Below are 16,169 nucleotides of genomic sequence, written 5' to 3'. Positions count from 1 at the left end.
TGTCACAACCGGCACATATCATTGGTGCTCAGCGGAGCTGGATGGTAAACTCTTGCAAGAAATCTCTTGCAGGAAATGCAGGCCAAACGATCCGGCGGCCTGGGAGGAAACATGTCGGAGGAGAGAGGCGGGACGCGGGTTGACAGCGCATCTCGCAATGCACGGAGGCGCGTTTCGCCCGCGAGATCGCGCAGCAGGCGCACGCGCAAGCGCCTCAAGTTCACCCGGCGTTTCTACATCCTCGTGGGATCCCTGGGGCTGTCCGTCCTGGTCGTCATCCTGGTCGCGGCCCTGGCCTCCTCGGGGGGAGGCGGGGATTTCCAGGAGAAGCTCGCCGGCACCGTGGGCCTCATGGAGAGCGAGCTTCACCGCCTGAAGGTCAACGAGCTGGGGGCGGTGATGATACTCGAATACCACCGCATCGCCGAGGAGGGAAGGTGGTCGCGCACACCGGAAAACTTCCGCTCCGACCTCGCGTACCTCTACGAACAGGGGTACCGCTGCATCAGCCTCAAGGACCTGGTCACCAACAACATCTCCGTTCCGGCGGGATACACCCCCCTGGTGATAACCTTCGACGATTCCGATCCCAGCCAGTTCCGTTACATAGAGGAGAACGGAGAGCTGGTGATCGACCCCCGCTGCGCCGTGGGAGTCATGGAAGAGTTTTCCAGGGAACATCCCGACTTCAACATGACCGCCACCTTCTACGTGCTGCCGGTGCTCTTCGGGCAGGAGGAGTACGCTGAGACGAAGTTAGCCTATCTCGTGGAGCACGGATACGACATCGGCAACCATACCATGAACCACGTTTCCCTGGGTGAAGCCTCGACCGAAACCATACTGAAGGAGCTCTCCGGAAACATCGCCATGGTGCAGCGGTACCTGCCGGCATACCAGCAGACGAGCATCGCCCTCCCCAACGGCTCGGAGCCCAAGGACTACAACGTCCTCAGGTACGGGGATTACGAGGGCGTGAAGATCGACTTCCTGGCCTCCCTGCTGGTGGGCGCGAATCCGGCCCCCGCCCCCTGTGACCGCTCCTTCGATCCGCTGCGCCTTCCCCGCATCCAGGCCCTCGACCCCTCGCTGGATACGGGAGATTGCGGACTCTACGCGTGGGTCCAGTATTTCATGGAGAACCCGGAAAGGCGCTACGTGAGCGACGGCGACCCCACAACGGTCACCATCCCCAAGCACATGGAGGAACGCGTGGATAAGGAGAAGCTGGGGAACAAGCGCCTGAGGACCTATTGACCCGAAGACACCGGGGTGTTTAAGGGGACGCGAATGGCGCATTATCCGAGAGGCGGCAGCAGGATCTTCACCCGCAGGCGCCTGCGCTCGCGGCTGGTCCCACGCGCCAAGATAACCGGCGCACGTGTTGGCGGGGGCGGCCGCTCCGCCCAGCCACGCATGCGGCGGCGCAGGCTCAAGCTCACGCCCCGAGCCGTGTGGGCCCTCCTGGGCATGGGTACGGTCGTCTTCCTCGTCGTCCTACTCGCCCTGCTCCTGAACTCGCCCCCCGTGAAGGGATTGTGGCCGGCGGAGGGCTCCTGCGTGAGCGGCTCCCCCGTGCGCATGGAAGTTTCCCTGCGCGGAGGCGTCGGCCTCGAGCAGCTCACGGTACTGCTGGACGGGCAGGATGTGACGGGGCAGGCGGTCATGGAGGGCAGCCTGCTGCACCTCGAGGTCCCCCTGCCGGACGGAGAGCACTCGCTCGAGGTGCAGGTGAAAGGGAAGTCGGAGGCCTCCTCCCGCTTCAGCGTGGATAACACCCCTCCCGTGCTGCAGGTGGACGAGTGGGAGCTGAGGGAGGACGGGAAGACCGTCCTGCACGGGAAGGTCGAGGGCGCGCAGGAACTCCTCCTGGACGGGCACAGGGTGAAGGTCGGCCCCGACGGTGCCTTCCACCTCGAGGTGGACCGCTTCGAGCGCTCCTCGGTGACCCTGGTGGCCGTGGACGGCGCCGGCAACCGCCGCGAGCTACTGGTGGAGACCTCGCCGCCCCCCGAGATCAAGGGCATACACGTCTCCATCTGGGTCGCGGCCGACCGTCCCTTCTTCAAGAAGATGGTCGAGCTGGTGAAGAAAAGCGAGCTGAACGGCATGCAGATAGACGTCAAGGACGAGAGCGGCAGGGTGGCCTATCCCAGCCAGGTCCCCCTGGGGTTGGAGGTGGGAAGCCCGCTGACCAGGGGCGGCGTGGATATCGAGAGGGTGATGGACAAGTGCTGGTACAACGACATCTACCCCATCGCGCGCATAGTCTGCTTCAAGGACCCCATCGTGGCCTCCAAGCGTCCGGACCTGGCGGTGCACTCTGCGGGGGGCGGGCTGTGGGGCAACGGGCAGTGGCTGGATCCCTATAACCGGGAAGTGTGGGATTACCTGCTGGGCCTGGCGCAGGAGGCGGCGCGCAAGGGGTTCAAGGAAATACAGCTGGACTACGTGCGTTTTCCCTCCGACGGCAACACCACGACCTGCGTCTACCCGGCCAATGACGGCAGGCCCATGGAGGAAACCATCGTCGCTTTCCTGGGATACATGCGCGAGGGCCTGAAGCCCATGGGCGTGGTCCTTTCCGCGGACGTCTTCGGCCTCACCGCCTCCGACCAGGGCTCCATGGGCATCGGGCAGGATATCACCGCCATGGCCCGGCAACTGGATTACCTCTGCCCCATGGTCTACCCGTCACATTACAACCCGGGGGAGTACAAGATCGGCAACCCCGAGGCCAACCCGCATGACACCGTTTACCTGAGCCTGGTCGACTTCCAGAAAAAGCTGGAGGGCACCGCCTGCAAGCTGCGCCCGTGGCTGCAGGATTTCTCACTGCGCATCAACTACGGCGTGAACGAGGTGCAGGCGCAGATACGCGCCTGTTACGAGCTGGGGATCAAGGAGTGGCTACTCTGGGACCCCAACTGCACCTTCACCGAGGAAGCCCTGCAGCCCGCCCAGACATAGGGCGCCCTACGGACATGCCCCGGGAGCGGGAACCGGCTCCACGCGCACGACGCGCCGCGGGAAGATGAAACCGGGCCCCCTTATCTGCGGGGATGTTTTCAGTGCAGACCGCGTTTGTCACCGGATCTCCGTTCATCGCCAAGGTCTGTCGCTCTTATCGCAGCGGGAGCCCCCGTCCCCGGGGGTCGCCCCCGGCCCGTGGCAAAAAGCGCGTCAGTCGAAGCGGCGGCGCAGCAGCAGCTTGAGGCGGTCGGCGAGGACCACCGGCAGCAAGGAACACGCGACGGCCAGGCCCCATGCCGCTCCGTTCATGCGTGCCGTCCCGAAAAGGCGCATGAAGGGGGGAGAGAGCACCACCAGGAGCTGCATGGCTGCGGAGACGAGAAGCGCGGCGATGAGGGCCTTGTTGTCTGTATGGGACATCTCGCCGAAGGTAAGTGTCTCCGACCGCGCGTTGAAGGCGTGCAGCAACTGGGAGAATACCAGGGTGGTGAAGACGACCGTCTGCGTCACGTCCAGGCGTGTCGGGAAGAGCACGTAACGGGAGACGAAGAAGGCGGCAAGCGCCCCGGAGGCGAGGACGGCTCCCTGCATGATCACGTGCACCTGTTTCCGCCAGGTAAGGATCCCCTGTGCGGGATCGCGCGGAGGGCGGCTCATGACGTCGGGTGCGGGGGTGTCCACTCCCAGGGCCATGGCGGGCAGGCCGTCGGTCACCAGGTTCATCCACAGTACCTGTACCGCGCGCAGGGGGGATACCGATGTGACCAGCATGCCCAGGAACATGGCGACCACCTCGCTCATGTTGCAGGAGAGGAGGAAATATATGAACTTCTTCAGGTTGTCGTAGATGATCCTCCCCTGCTCCACCGCTCCCACGACGGTGGCGAAGTTGTCGTCGGCGAGCACCATGTCCGAAGCCTCCTTGCTCACGTCGGTACCGGTGATGCCCATGGCCACGCCTATGTCCGCGTTCTTCAGGGCCGGGGCGTCGTTCACCCCGTCTCCGGTCATGGCCACCGTCCTGCCCTTCGCCTTCCAGGCGCGCACTATCTTAACCTTGTCCGCCGGGGAAACGCGGGCGTAGACCGCGATCCTCTCCACCCTATCCGCCAGCTCCCCGTCGCTCATGCGCGCCAGTTCCTCCCCGCTCACCAGCTCCTTGCCGGGCGACAGGATGCCCAGCTCCTCCGCGATGGCCCGGGCGGTGGCGGGATGGTCGCCCGTTATCATCACCACCTGTATGTGCGCGCGGCGGCATTTCTCCAGCGCCTCCCGCACCTCGGGCCGCGGCGGGTCCATCATCCCCACCATCCCCAGGTAAACGAGGTCGCTTTCCAGCTCGCCCGGAGGCTGCTCTCCCTGCATGTCCGGCAGGGGCCGGCAGGCGAAAGCCAGGGTGCGCAGGGAACGCCGTGCCATGGCCTCCGCCTCCTCCATGAAGCGCGCGCGCTGCTCCCCGGAAAGGTCATGGATACCCCCTGGCGTCAGTACCCTGCTGCAGCGGCGCAGGATGGCTTCGGGCGCCCCCTTGGCGAGGAGGATGTAGGGCGGGACGGGAGGGGGGAAGAAGAGGGCGGCTTCGCCGGGTTCCTCCACGGCGTGAACGGTGCTCATCATCTTGCGCTCGCTTTCGAAGGGGATCTCCTCCCGGCGGGGCAGCAGGCGTGCGACCTCTTCCCGCGGGAAGGCGAGATCGCGGGCGGCGCGCAGCAGGCCGGCCTCGGTGGCCTCCCCCATGAACTCCCCCTCCTGCTCGCGGGCGTCGTTGCAGAGAACGGCCGTGGCCAGTACGGGCCAGGCGGCCGCTCGCAGGGCTTCATCGCCCTCGCGGAGGTCTCCTATCTCCACCGCGCGGCCGTACGGGGGACGGATCTCCCGCACCTCCATCCGGTTGAGGGTGAGGGTCCCCGTCTTGTCCGTGCAGATGACGTCGGCGCAGCCCAGCGTTTCCACGGCGGGAAGCCTCCGCAGCAGCGCGTTCCTCTCCGCCATGCGCCGCACGCCAAGGGCCATGGCCACGGTGACGATGGCGGGCAGGCCCTCGGGTATGGCGGCCACCGCGAGGCTCACCGAGAAGAGAAACACCTCCGACCACTCGTGCCCGCGCCACAGGTTGAGGAGGAAGATCACGGCGCAGGTGGCCAGGCAGAGGAGTGCGATCCTCTTCCCCGTCCTGGCCAGCTCGCGCTGCAGCGGCGTCATCTCCTCCTCCGCCTCGCCTATCATCTCCGCTATGCGCCCCAGCTCGCTGTACCTTCCCGTCTCCACCACCAGGGCGGATCCCCGTCCGTGCACGACATGGGTACCCGCGAAGACCATGTTATTGCGGTCCCCGATCGGTATATCCTCGCCGGGAAGCGCCGCGGCGTTCTTGTCCATGCCCGTGGATTCCCCCGTCAGGGACGCCTCGTCGACCTGCAGGCCGTGGGCTTCCAGGACCCGCGCGTCCGCCGCCACGCGGTCGCCGGCCTCCAGGAGAACGAGGTCCCCGGGCACGAGGTCGCGTGCCGGTATCACCCTCTCCCTCCCACCGCGGACCACCCTGGCGGTGGGGGCGCTCAGCCGCCGCAGGCTCTCCAGGGCCTTCTCCGCCCGGTACTCCTGCACGAAACCCAGCACGGCGTTGGCCGCCACTATGAACATGATCACCGCGGCATCGAGCAGCTCCCCCAGGAGGAACCCGGAGACGGCCGCGGCCGCGATGAGGACGTAGATCATGAAGTCCTGGAACTGCCTCAGCAGCAGGACGAGGGGACGGGCGGGCCTCTCCTCGCGGAACCTGTTGTGACCGTACCGGCGCAACCTCGCTTCCGCCTCTGCCTCGCCGATACCCCGCACGGGATCGCTGCCCAGGAGCTCTGCCGCCTCGGCCGCATCCAGCCGGTGCCATCGCACGCTGCCCCGCTCGACCTGCAAGTTTCACCTCCCCCCTGGCAGGGTATTAATAGTAGATGGGTGGGTGGCGGTAACCGAGGACACCGCGCCGGTCCCGGGCGCCGATGCTGCACGTCCGCCGGCGGTGTCGCCGGTTGTTGTCACCGACAACGATATTACTGATAATGTTTGTCGGCCGCCAGTTGACGTGTGTCCGCATGCGGTTGCGCGGACGGGAAGCCGGCCTGTAATATCGACAAGGGAAGCCGGCGGGCGGAGGGACTTCCGCGGAACAGCTCTCCGCGTCCGCGTGGTCGGAGATCCGAGAAGAGAGGCGAGAGAGATAAGGGGAGACAAGAAGATGGTTACAGGAGTTAAGAAGGAGGTATCGGCATGAAGGTGACTTTGAGCATAATCAAGGCGGACGTGGGAGGATACGTCGGTCACTCCGACGTCCATCCGGCCATGCTCAGCAAGGCGAGGGAAGCACTGGCGGAGGCCAAGGAGAAGGGGCTGCTCATCGACTACTGCCAGGCCAAGTGCGGCGACGACATAGCCCTCATCATGACCCACGACAAGGGGCCCGACAACGAGGAGATCCACCGCTTCGCCTGGAACACCTTCGAGGCCATCACCGAGATCGCCAAGGAGCTGGGCCAGTACGGCGCGGGCCAGGACCTTCTCACCGACGCCTTCTCGGGCAACCTGCGCGGCATGGGCCCCGGTTTTGCGGAGATGGAGTTCGAGGAGCGCAAGTCGGAGCCGGTCATCTGCTTCCTGGCGGACAAGACGGAGCCCGGCTCCTGGAACTTCCCCCTCTACAAGATGTTCGCCGACCCCTTCAACACCGCCGGGCTGGTCATCGACCCTTCCATGCACGACGGATTCCGCTTCGAGGTGCACGACCTCATCGAGGAGAAGAAGATCGTCTTCAGCTGTCCCGAGGAACTCTACGACATGCTCGTTTTCATCGGCGCACCCTCGCGCTACGTGATAAAGCACGTCTTCCGCAAGGGCGACGACGAGCCGGTCGCGGTCACCTCCACGCAGCGCCTCTTCCTCATGGCGGGGCGCTACGTGGGCAAGGACGACCCGGTTATGGCGGTGCGTTGCCAGAGCGGGCTCCCCGCGGTGGGCGAGGTGCTGGAGCCCTTCGCCTTCCCCTACACGGTCGCCGGCTGGATGCGCGGCAGCCACCACGGTCCCTTCATGCCGGTGGGCTCGCAGTGGGACACCCCCACGCGTTTCGACGGGCCTCCGCGGGTGGTGGCCCTGGGCTTCCAGCTCAAGGACGGCAGGCTGGTGGGCCCGCGGGACATGTTCGCCGACCCCAGCTACGACAACGCGCGGCGCCAGGCCCTGGACATCGCCGATTACCTGCGCCGCCACGGTCCCTTCGAGCCGCACCGCCTGCCCCTGGACGAGATGGAGTACACCACCATGCCGGCGGTGGTGGAGAAGCTCAAGGACCGCTTCATCCCGCTGGTGGGAGACGAGAGGGACCACTGAGAACGAGACGCGGAGGAGCCGGGGGATCTCCTTCCCGGTTACCCGCTACCGGAGTCCGAACACCTCACGGACTTGACGATGAGAGGGCCGCGCGAGGCGGCCCTCCTCTCTTTCCGCGTGACCGGGGCGCGTTCCGGCCGCGCTGGCCCGGCTCTTTGCGCGCTCACCTGATAAAATCGTCCAGGTCCGCGTGGGCCCAGGCCTCGTCGTAGTAACCGTGCAGCGACCACATCTCCCTGCCCGTATTGTCCATGAGCACGTGGTGCCCCCTGACGGCCTGCGAGGTATCGGTCCCGTAATAGTCGCAGCGGGCGGGGTTGAGGAAATCGATGATCCACATGGCCCTCGTACGGTCGATCTTCCCGTGGGCCTGCAGCAGCAGGGCGAGCATGGTCTCGTATCTCCACAGGGAATCATCCTTCTTCGAACCCGTGGAGGGATAGGTGACGGCCTTCCAGGGGAGGACGTAATGGTTGGTCATGGCCACCAGGTCCGGGTATCTCTCATCCTGCAGGGGAAGGATCTTTCCCATCGCGGTGTTGCCAAATCTTTCCATGTAAGAGATGAAGTCGGCCAGCCACGAAGGATCCACGTATTCCATCCCCCTGACCATGACCCCCCGCTGGTCACGGACCTCGTTCTTGCCGTCCAGGAGGGCCCGCACATCACCGCCGTTCGGGACCGCCGCCTCCCACGAGCGGCCGGAGGAGGCGCCGGCCCCCGCGCCGTTCGCCTCGAGCCAGGGAAAGAGGACCCGCAGGATGCCCGCGACGAGGCGACTCAGAAACGCTTTGCTCCGCTCCGCCGGGGGGAGGAGGCTCGCGGCCGTGGTCTCGAGCACCACGGCCTCGCCCTGCTTCCCGTCGGCGATCATGTACAGCCAGGGCACCGCCCGGTCGGAGTCCCTGATCAGCGACGTCGCCTCCTCGAGGGATTCCCCGTACTGCACCGCCTTGCGGCAGAGGAGCAGGGAACCCTCCCCGGTTATGATGGGCCGCGCGAGGACGGAGGCCACCATGTCCATGCCGCAGCTCACCCCCCGGGAGTTCAGGGCGGTGGGCACTCCCACGAAGCCGGGAGCGGCGGAGGCGATGAAAGGATAACCGCTGTCCGGCTTCTGCACTATGAGCAAGGCCTCGTCGGAGAAAACGCCCCCTCCGGTGGGAAACATGAAATCCCTGCCGTGATACAGCCGCCCACCGCGCGTAGCCCCTCCCGCCACCGCGAACTCATTGCAGAAGAGGGCGGCGAAAGACACGAAGATGCTCTCCAGCACGTCGAATCCAAGGTTGAGGGTGAGGACGTCGAGGAAGGTGACATCATATCCTTTTCTCCGGCAACCTTCCGAGATGCCCCGCATCTCCTCCAGGAACTCCGCGGGAACGGCGTCCATGTTGGCCGTCGCCACCACCTGTAGAAGGGGCCACAGCAGCCTCAGCAACTCTCCGAGCACCTTCGGATCGAGATCGATGCCCACCGTCGGCAGCATCTCCCCCACGATGTTGGTGACGAAATCGTGGGTCATGCGGTGCACGGAGCGGGGACACAGGAAACCGGTGGCGTAACCCCTCTCGCGCGCGTTTCCCTCCAGGTAGAGAAGTTTCTTTCCCGCACCGTTCTGCGCCAGGTACGATCTTCCGTAACGCGCCAGCGGGCGGTAGTCGTCATCCGATACGGGGTTTGACAGGCGGCCGAATAAAACCTCGATCTCCGCCGTCGCCGGCCGGCTTGCACGCTTCCCGTCGCTCACCACCAGGGTCACGAGGTAGCGCCCCTCCGCGTCGGCGACGAACCAGGGTTTCGGCGAGGAGGCCTCCTCCATCACCGCAGCGCTGCCCGCCGGCCTGCCCGCAAGCGACCACCGGTAGGTAAGGGCGTCGCCGTCCGCGTCCGAGCTCGCGGTGCCGTCCAGCTCCACCCGTTCCCCCTGCAGCGCCTCCGCGGGTGCCGATATGCGGGCCACCGGGCGGTGGTTGGATGCCGCCACGACCCCGGCGTTCGCTACCGCGAAGGGCGCGAGCAAGGCGAAGGTGAGAAAAATGACGAGAGCCAGGGAGAACGATTTGCCACAGGAAGTAAGCATGCCGCGTTTCTTGAGAAGACGAACCATCACCGCATCCCCCTCCCCCATGTCTTTCCGGCGGTTTTTGCAAGCAAACCTGATTGCGCCGTCCCGTATCTCCCTGCTCCCGCGCTTCCCTCCCTTGCGCGCCGTTTCACGGGAGCGAACGCCCAAGGGTAATCTATCACAGCCGGACAAGCCGCATCAATGCGGCCATGCCGCGCACGCGATGCGCCGCAACCGGCCGCGGGTCCTCCCGCCGCTACCCGGAGGCGTTACATCCGCGGGCAACCGCGACGGGGCTTGAACGCTAAACCCTTATGACCACGGCCTCCTCGTCCACGCTGAGGATGGCCTCGTAGGGTATCACGTTCACCTCTCCCGCGCGGTTGTAACGGCGGCGCAGCTTGCCGACCAGCTTCTGCAGCCTTTTCCCGGCCGGAAACCATTCCATCCCCACCTGGAGCCCCTCAAGGAAGAGCAGGATACCCTCCCTCTTCAGGATCACCGCGTCCACGCGTTGCAGGCGGTTGCCCTCCTCGTCCACGATCTGCTTGTTCAGGACGTCCCGCCGCAGCAGCAGTCTCCCCTCGCTGGAAACCACCTCGAAGTCGGGGTGGGCGTGACGCAGGCGGAAGGCCTCGTCATCGATGGATTCCAGCTCTTCCCAGGGAAGGAGAAGCACGATGTCCTCCACCGGGCGGGGGAGCACTAGGTTCCCGATACGGTCGGTCCACGCGAGGTGCACGGCGATACCCGTGGCCACCGGCGGGCTGGCGCCCATGTCGAAGGCCAGGTCCTCCAGGTGTCCCACCTCGCGGTCCTCCGCGTCCCTCACCTCGCGCTTGAGCAGGGACGCCAGCATGAAGTGGTCGTCTTCCTTCAAGCCATCACCCCCTCCTCGAGAAGGAAGAACTCCTCGGTGAAGGTTTCCAGCGCAACGCGGCCGTTTCCTTCACCTCCCTCAGCCGGACGGAAGAAAGGTGGAAACGATCATGGCCAGGTTAATGGCATAGAGAACGGCGAGCACCAACCACATGACCGCGTTAAAACGCGAGCTGTTGGCATATTCTCCCATAAGCTCGCGATCGTTGGCCATGATCATCATGAAAGTGACTATCACGGGAAGGAGCACCCCGTTCAGGGTCTGCGAGGCGACCATGATGAGCACCAGGTTGATGCGGGGGATCATCACCAGCAGGGCGCTGCCGGCAATAAACAGGGTGTAGGTGAGGTAGAACTGTGACGCCTCGCGGTAGGGGCGGTCCAGGGTGGCTTCCCACCCGAACGCCTCGCAAACCGTGTATGCGGTGGTCAGCGGCAGTATGGACGCGGCGAAAAGGGAGGCGGCGAAGAGGCCGAAACCGAACAGGTAGGAGGCGTATTTTCCCGCCACCGGCGCCAGTCCGGCTGCTGCTTCCTCGGCCGAGGTGATGCTGAACGCCCCGATCCCGGGCTTGTAGTAGAACGCCGCCGCGCAACAGATGATGATGAACATCCCCACCACCACCGCGAAGAACACGCCCACCAGGGTGTCGGCCCGCTCGTAGGCCATCTTTTCGGCGTCCAGCCCCTTGTCCACGATGGACGACTGCTGGTAGAAGAGCATCCACGGGGCGATGGTGGTCCCGATGTTGGTCACCGCGAGCACAAGGTATGAGGTTTCCATGCTGAAACGGGGCACCACCAGGGATCGCCCCACTTCCGACCAGTCCGGCCTGGCCATGAGGGCGGAGATGAAATAGGCGATGTACACCAGGCTGACCACCAGGAAGACCTTTTCCACCCTCTTGTAGGTCCCCTTGACCACCAGCCACCACACGGCAAAGGCAAGGGGGGGTATGGCGATGAGGGGCGGAAGGTGGAAGAGCTGCAGGCTGGCTGCCAGTCCGGCGAAGTTGGAAACGGTGTTGGCGAAGTTGGTGAAAAGCAGGGCCAGCATGAGTAAGGCCGTGATGCGCAGGGAAAAACGTTCCCTGAGCAAGGCGGCCAGCCCCTTGCCGGTCACGGTGCCCAGGCGTACGATCATCTCCTGGATGAGGGCGAGGAATACCGCGGTTACGGTGAGGACCCAGAGGAGGTTATACCCGTAGCGGGCGCCGGAAACGGAGTAGGTGGCGATGCCCCCGGCATCGGTGTCCACCATGTTGACGATGATGCCGGGGCCCAGCACGGCCAGGAAGATGAGGATCTCCCTGCGGCCCAGCCGCCTTCCCGGGCGCCCCTGCCTGCCGGGCATGACTCTCCTCCAACCCTTTATCACCCCTGCTTTCAGGATGCTTCGATGAAAGTCCTGGTTGATTATACCTCACGGGGTAAAGCGGGAAAACAACGCGGGGAAATCCTTCCATCCGGGCGTCACGAAGGCCGCGTCGGGGCCGGCTCCTCAGTGCAGGGCGCATGACGCCGGGCAGTCGATCACCCGGCTCTCGGTGACGATCTTGTGGATGTGGTGATCGTGGTCCGCGCAGGGCACGTGCTCCACTACCTGCAGCTCGAAGGCAAGGGCCACCAGCAGGCAGCGAGGGTTGCATTTCTCCAGGAATCGATCATAATAGCCGCCCCCGTACCCCAGCCTCCCTCCCGTGAGGTCAAAGGCCACCCCGGGCATGAGCACGACGTCGATCTCGTCCGCGGGCACGGGGTCAAGGCATTCCGGCCGTGGCTCCAGGATGTCATAATTTCCCAACTGGAGGTCCCGCGAGATGTCGCGCAGCCGGGAGGCCGTCATGGACTTGTCGTTCATGTCGGTGCAGGGCACGCAGACACGCTTGCCCTCCGCCAGGGCGCGCTCGATCATGGGCAGGGTGTTCACCTCGCTGCGGAAGGAGATGAAGAAGAGCACCGTCTCCGCCGCGGCGAATTCCGGCACCGACCAAAGGTTCTCGGCGATGCGCGCGGAGAGCTCCTCCCTCTTTTCGAGCGGCAGGGCGTCACGCAGTTCCTGGACCTTTTTGCGCAGTTCCTTCTTCCTCTTGTGGATCATCCTTTTCTCCCTCGGTCCGCGGAAACGAGCGGGTCCAGGCCCGCGGCAAGATTATAATATTTAAGGCGGGGTCGAAAGCAAGCAAGGCGTGAAGGGCGCGGCGCGGGCCCCGCTTCCCGGGAGGAGGGGAGGCGGCCAACGATAAGTGGGAGCGTGGTCGGCGGAGGGCGACGGCGCAAAGGCATGGCGTAGTTTGCACGACGGGAGGAGCACGCGAAAGGAGGCGGTACGGGAAATGCAAAGGGTGGTTGTCGTTTCCGACACCCATATCCCGAAGGTGGGAAGCGAGCTGCCCCCGGCGCTGCTGGATGCCATGCGGGGAGCGGACCTCGTCCTGCACGCCGGGGACCTGGTAGACCTTCCCGTGCTGGAGGAGTTGCGCGGGCTGGCGCCGGTGGTCGCGGTGGCGGGCAACATGGACTACCCGGCCGTGAAGGCCGTACTCCCCGAGCAGAGGGTGGTGGAGGTGGAGGGGAAGCTCATCGGGTTGACCCACGGATGGGGTCCCCCGTTGGGAATAGAGCGGAGGGTGCTTTCCCGCTTCTCCGGGGTGGACGTGGTGGTCTTCGGGCACACCCACGCGGCGCTGGTGGAGGAGAGAAGGGGGGTGCTCCTGGTGAACCCGGGGACCCCCAACGACCGGCGTTTCTCCAAGCGCCTTTCCTACGCCGTCATCGTCGTCGACGGCGGACGCTTGGACGCGGAAGTGGTGTGGCTGGATTAGTCCACGTGTTGCGCATTCGTGGTTCCCGTTTAGAACATATATCTTATCGTTCTCATCGTTCTCGCTGAAGGGGTGCGGCTGGAACAGCAGACATGCGGTCCCCGGGAACCGGGGCTTAAAGCCGGGGCATTACCTCTCCGTGCCCGAGCAGCGGACGCCTCCCGGGGCCCTCAGGGCGCCACCCCCCAGCTTTCCTTCTCCGAGAGGTCGAGCCCCCCCAGGACCACCCAGCGCCCCTTGCCGGCGATGTCCTGAAAGCCCTCCACGTGGAGGAGGGGATCGTTGGCAGGGTCCTCGTACCAGCGCAGGCGGACCTCGCCCTCCTTGTCGCCGAAGCTGTCCATCTTGTACTCGACGGTACCGAACATGTCCTTGCCGATGTAACGGATGCCTCCGCCGACGATCTTGACCACCGCCTCGTCCCCGCTCACGCTCCCTTCCTCCAGCCGGACCTCCTTGAACTCCACCTCCCAGTCCTTGGAGTTCCACCTTTCCTCCAGGGACTTCAACTGCTCGAGCCCGATGAACTGGCCGTTGCTGTCCAGGAGCGTATCCGGGTTAACCACCTGCAGGAAGAGCGCGAAATCGCGCCCGTTGTCGGGGTTGCGGACGCCGTCCTCGTTCTCCCTCCACTCCATGGACCTGAACCATTTCTTCACGGCAGCCACCGGGCTCGTGTCCTGGGGGTCGAACTCGTCCAGGAAAGAGGCCCCGCTCTGCCACCCGCATCCCGCGGCGAGCAGCAACAGAACGGCGGCGGCCAGGTATACGGCGATCTTTCGCCACCCCGCCTTTCGCCGCCGTACGGCGGCCTTCCGCTCAAGTAAACCCTCGCGTCTCAAGAGCTACCTCCCGGGCCGGTTCCACGGCGCCGACGTCGCCGGCGCTCCCGATGCCGGCGTCCGTCCCGCCCGTACCGCTCGGCCGCGGCAAGCCCACGGGCCATCCCGCGGCGGGACGAGCAGGCGCGCTTCCCGCCACCGGCGCGCCGACGCCCGCGGCGTCCCCACCGCTACAGCGCAATCCTCACCAGTATAGGGTAAGGGAGCCTGGATGTCAGCCGCCCTCCCCCTCCTCCGCCTCGGGGAATTCCGGCCCGGCGGGGCCCAGTTCCTCCACGGGATAGGGAAGCTTGGCGGTGGCGTATTCCTGCACGATCCAGGTTCCCTCCACCTTCACCAGCTTCACCAGGCGGGGGTGTTGCCCGAAATCCACGCCTCCGCTGTTGACGCCGTTGTCGTAAAAGCCCTCGAAAAAACCGCCCGTGACCTCGACCTCGGCGTACTCCCCCTCCTCCCTCACCAGCCGGGTGCGCAGGTCCTCCAGCACGTAGTAGTCGTAGTCTATCCCTTCCGTGTACGGATCCGGCTGGTACTCGCCGCTCCTGGCCATCTTGAACACGTCAGGCTCGGTATGCTTGAGGTAGGTGAGGACGTCCTTGTCCTTTATGGACTGGTAAAAGGCCTTGACCGCCTTCTCGGGCTCGCTTTCGCCGCCGGAGAGGACAACGATCAGCACCACCGCCAGGACCACCAGTCCCAGCAGGAGGAGAACGCCCATCATGGGGGTGGTGCGGCGCCTCGCCCTGCGCAGGCGCCGTTCCACCTCCTCCCGGCTCAGTCCCTCTTTTTCCAGCTCCAGACGCAGGCGCGCGGCCTCGCGCAGGGCCTTGCGGCGCGCCCGCGCCTTCTCCGCCTCCAGGCGCGCTATCTTCTCGCCGCACTCCTCGCAGTAGCGGCGACCCTCGGGGTTATCGTAACCGCAGTTGGGACAGCGCAACCGATACCTCCTCTCGCCAGCGTCCCATCGCCCGTGTCCTCCCCCGGCTCAACCTTCGCACCTTCGGGGAGGGGACCTGCCAGTACCTCCGGCGCTTCCTGCCCTTCCCACCTTGAGACGCTTCTCGCGGGTAAGCGGTTTCCTCGCTTCTTCCGCTATCCCTCAGGCTATCCTGTTCCCGCAGTTGGGACAGAAGGCCGATCCTTCCGGGATCTCGCTCCCGCAGGACGGACAGGCCGTGGACGCCGCCGCGGGAGACGGCGGGGGCGGGGGCGGAGCGGCCGTCGGCGGGGGCGGGGGCGGAGCGGCCGTCGCCGCGGGAGCCGGTGCCCCGGCCTGCGGCTGGGCCTGGGCGGCCGCCTGCGCCTGGGCTGCCGCCTGCTTCTGGGCCTCTATCTGCCTCTCCAGCTCTATCATCTCGCGTTCCAGGTCGAACACCTGTTCCACCTGGGAACGCAGCGCCTCCGCGTTGACCTGCCCCTCCCTGAACTGGTTCAGGAGGGCCTCCCCCAGTTGCGCCACCATCCCCTCCCTCTGCTTGCGCATGGAGTTCAGCTGTGATTTCTGCTTGGTGCCGTCAAGTGCCTGGTCCAGCTGGGCACCGATACTGGATGCCTGTTCCTTCAACTTGTCAAAAAATCCCATTCAACCCACCTCGTTCCTCACGTCTTATCTTCTTCCCTTCCCGCGACCATCCTCCCCGTAATTATAGAACATCCAGGAGGTCGATACCGCATGAACCGTTACCCCGAGCCGGCGGCCCGGCCTCCTTACACGCAACCACCAAGGCCGGGAACGACCGGGTCGGTCGCAGCGAGCCTTTACTGAACCACCCACCAAGGCCGGGTCCGGGGGTCGGGCGAGGGACATCGCAAGCGGCCTCCGGACCAGGAAGGTATATGGTAAACCCTTGCATGGATTGAGCACCTGCATTAAAAGGAGAAACCATCGCGAGGCCGCGCGTCGCGGAGCGAGCACGAGCCCCGGCCCGGCCGTCGGAAGGAGGACGTATTTCCACCCAACCTTCCCGGGGGAACGACCGGGTCGGTCGCAGCGAGCCTTTACTGAATCACCCACCAAGGCCGGGTCCGGGGGTCGGGCGAGGGACATCGCAAGCGGCCTCCATATTTCCACCCGACCAAGGCCGGGAACGACCGGGTCGGTCGCAGCGAGCCTTTACTGAACCACCCACCAAGGCCGGGTCCGGGGGTCGGGCGAGGGACATCGCAAGCGGCCTCCATATTTCCACCCGACCAAGGCCG

13 protein-coding genes are annotated in these 16,169 nt (G+C 65.4%); 5 read left to right on the top strand and 8 right to left on the bottom strand.

Annotated elements, in window-relative coordinates; translation table 11 throughout:
- The first annotated feature begins 111 nt into the window (after positions 1–111).
- Positions 112–1,257, top strand: a complete 1,146-nt coding sequence (locus tag H5T73_05765; GenBank protein MBC7247267.1) for a polysaccharide deacetylase family protein — start codon at positions 112–114, stop codon at positions 1,255–1,257.
- A gap of 33 nt (positions 1,258–1,290) precedes the next feature.
- A complete protein-coding gene (locus tag H5T73_05760) occupies positions 1,291–2,970 on the top strand; it encodes a putative glycoside hydrolase (protein ID MBC7247266.1) in 1,680 nt (559 codons plus the stop codon).
- A gap of 213 nt (positions 2,971–3,183) precedes the next feature.
- Here the strand turns inward: H5T73_05760 and H5T73_05755 are convergent, their stop codons facing one another.
- Positions 3,184–5,889 carry a cation-translocating P-type ATPase gene (locus H5T73_05755; GenBank protein ID MBC7247265.1) on the bottom strand — a complete coding sequence of 902 codons (2,706 nt, stop codon included), beginning with the start codon at positions 5,887–5,889 and terminating at the stop codon, positions 3,184–3,186.
- A 43-nt stretch (positions 5,890–5,932) separates the two neighbouring features.
- Between H5T73_05755 and H5T73_05750 the strand changes: the two genes are divergently transcribed.
- Entirely contained in the window at positions 5,933–6,244 is a 312-nt protein-coding gene (locus H5T73_05750) for a hypothetical protein (protein MBC7247264.1), read from the top strand.
- The gene (locus H5T73_05745) at positions 6,241–7,356 is read left to right on the top strand and encodes a fructose 1,6-bisphosphatase (GenBank protein ID MBC7247263.1); all 1,116 of its coding nucleotides are present in this window, start codon (positions 6,241–6,243) and stop codon (positions 7,354–7,356) included. Before H5T73_05750 ends, H5T73_05745 begins: the two co-directional genes overlap by 4 nt.
- A gap of 163 nt (positions 7,357–7,519) precedes the next feature.
- Here H5T73_05745 and H5T73_05740 read toward each other — a convergent pair whose 3' ends face one another.
- The 4 genes from H5T73_05740 to H5T73_05725 all read right to left on the bottom strand — a co-directional run bounded on the left by H5T73_05740 (position 7,520) and on the right by H5T73_05725 (position 12,404).
- On the bottom strand, positions 7,520–9,439 hold the full coding sequence (locus H5T73_05740; GenBank protein MBC7247262.1) for a PKD domain-containing protein: 1,920 nt from the start codon (positions 9,437–9,439) through the stop codon (positions 7,520–7,522).
- 289 nt (positions 9,440–9,728) lie between these two features.
- Complete coding sequence (locus H5T73_05735; protein MBC7247261.1) at positions 9,729–10,304, bottom strand: hypothetical protein; 576 nt, start codon at positions 10,302–10,304, stop codon at positions 9,729–9,731.
- A 78-nt stretch (positions 10,305–10,382) separates the two neighbouring features.
- Positions 10,383–11,657 carry an Nramp family divalent metal transporter gene (locus H5T73_05730; protein ID MBC7247260.1) on the bottom strand — a complete coding sequence of 425 codons (1,275 nt, stop codon included), beginning with the start codon at positions 11,655–11,657 and terminating at the stop codon, positions 10,383–10,385.
- A 147-nt stretch (positions 11,658–11,804) separates the two neighbouring features.
- On the bottom strand, positions 11,805–12,404 hold the full coding sequence (locus tag H5T73_05725) for a 5-formyltetrahydrofolate cyclo-ligase (protein ID MBC7247259.1): 600 nt from the start codon (positions 12,402–12,404) through the stop codon (positions 11,805–11,807).
- Between the two features lie 235 nt (positions 12,405–12,639).
- Between H5T73_05725 and H5T73_05720 the strand changes: the two genes are divergently transcribed.
- Positions 12,640–13,128: a metallophosphoesterase gene (locus H5T73_05720; protein ID MBC7247258.1), complete on the top strand. Its 489-nt coding sequence runs from the start codon at positions 12,640–12,642 to the stop codon at positions 13,126–13,128.
- 170 nt (positions 13,129–13,298) lie between these two features.
- Here the strand turns inward: H5T73_05720 and H5T73_05715 are convergent, their stop codons facing one another.
- The 3 genes from H5T73_05715 to H5T73_05705 all read right to left on the bottom strand — a co-directional run bounded on the left by H5T73_05715 (position 13,299) and on the right by H5T73_05705 (position 15,552).
- The gene (locus tag H5T73_05715) at positions 13,299–13,970 is read right to left on the bottom strand and encodes a hypothetical protein (protein MBC7247257.1); all 672 of its coding nucleotides are present in this window, start codon (positions 13,968–13,970) and stop codon (positions 13,299–13,301) included.
- 214 nt (positions 13,971–14,184) lie between these two features.
- Positions 14,185–14,907, bottom strand: coding sequence for a zinc ribbon domain-containing protein (locus H5T73_05710; GenBank protein MBC7247256.1), 723 nt, complete (start codon positions 14,905–14,907; stop codon positions 14,185–14,187).
- Between the two features lie 162 nt (positions 14,908–15,069).
- Positions 15,070–15,552, bottom strand: a complete 483-nt coding sequence (locus H5T73_05705) for a zinc ribbon domain-containing protein (GenBank protein MBC7247255.1) — start codon at positions 15,550–15,552, stop codon at positions 15,070–15,072.
- Positions 15,553–16,169 lie beyond the last annotated feature (617 nt).

The organism is Actinomycetota bacterium (assembly GCA_014360655.1).
Taxonomy (GTDB): Bacteria; Actinomycetota; Geothermincolia; order Geothermincolales; family RBG-13-55-18; genus JACIXC01.
This window is presented reverse-complemented; position numbering and strand designations above follow the sequence as displayed.

Bases quoted from the DNA above. Each gene is read 5' to 3' on its own strand.
- H5T73_05765 (MBC7247267.1), top strand. From the start codon at position 112: ATGTCGGAGGAGAGAGGCGGGACGCGGGTTGACAGCGCATCTCGCAAT.
- H5T73_05760 (MBC7247266.1), top strand. From the start codon at position 1,291: ATGGCGCATTATCCGAGAGGCGGCAGCAGGATCTTCACCCGCAGGCGC.
- H5T73_05745 (MBC7247263.1), top strand. From the start codon at position 6,241: ATGAAGGTGACTTTGAGCATAATCAAGGCGGACGTGGGAGGATACGTC.
- H5T73_05740 (MBC7247262.1), bottom strand. From the start codon at position 9,439: ATGCTTACTTCCTGTGGCAAATCGTTCTCCCTGGCTCTCGTCATTTTT.
- H5T73_05730 (MBC7247260.1), bottom strand. From the start codon at position 11,657: ATGCCCGGCAGGCAGGGGCGCCCGGGAAGGCGGCTGGGCCGCAGGGAG.
- H5T73_05725 (MBC7247259.1), bottom strand. From the start codon at position 12,404: ATGATCCACAAGAGGAAGAAGGAACTGCGCAAAAAGGTCCAGGAACTG.
- H5T73_05720 (MBC7247258.1), top strand. From the start codon at position 12,640: ATGCAAAGGGTGGTTGTCGTTTCCGACACCCATATCCCGAAGGTGGGA.
- H5T73_05705 (MBC7247255.1), bottom strand. From the start codon at position 15,552: ATGGGATTTTTTGACAAGTTGAAGGAACAGGCATCCAGTATCGGTGCC.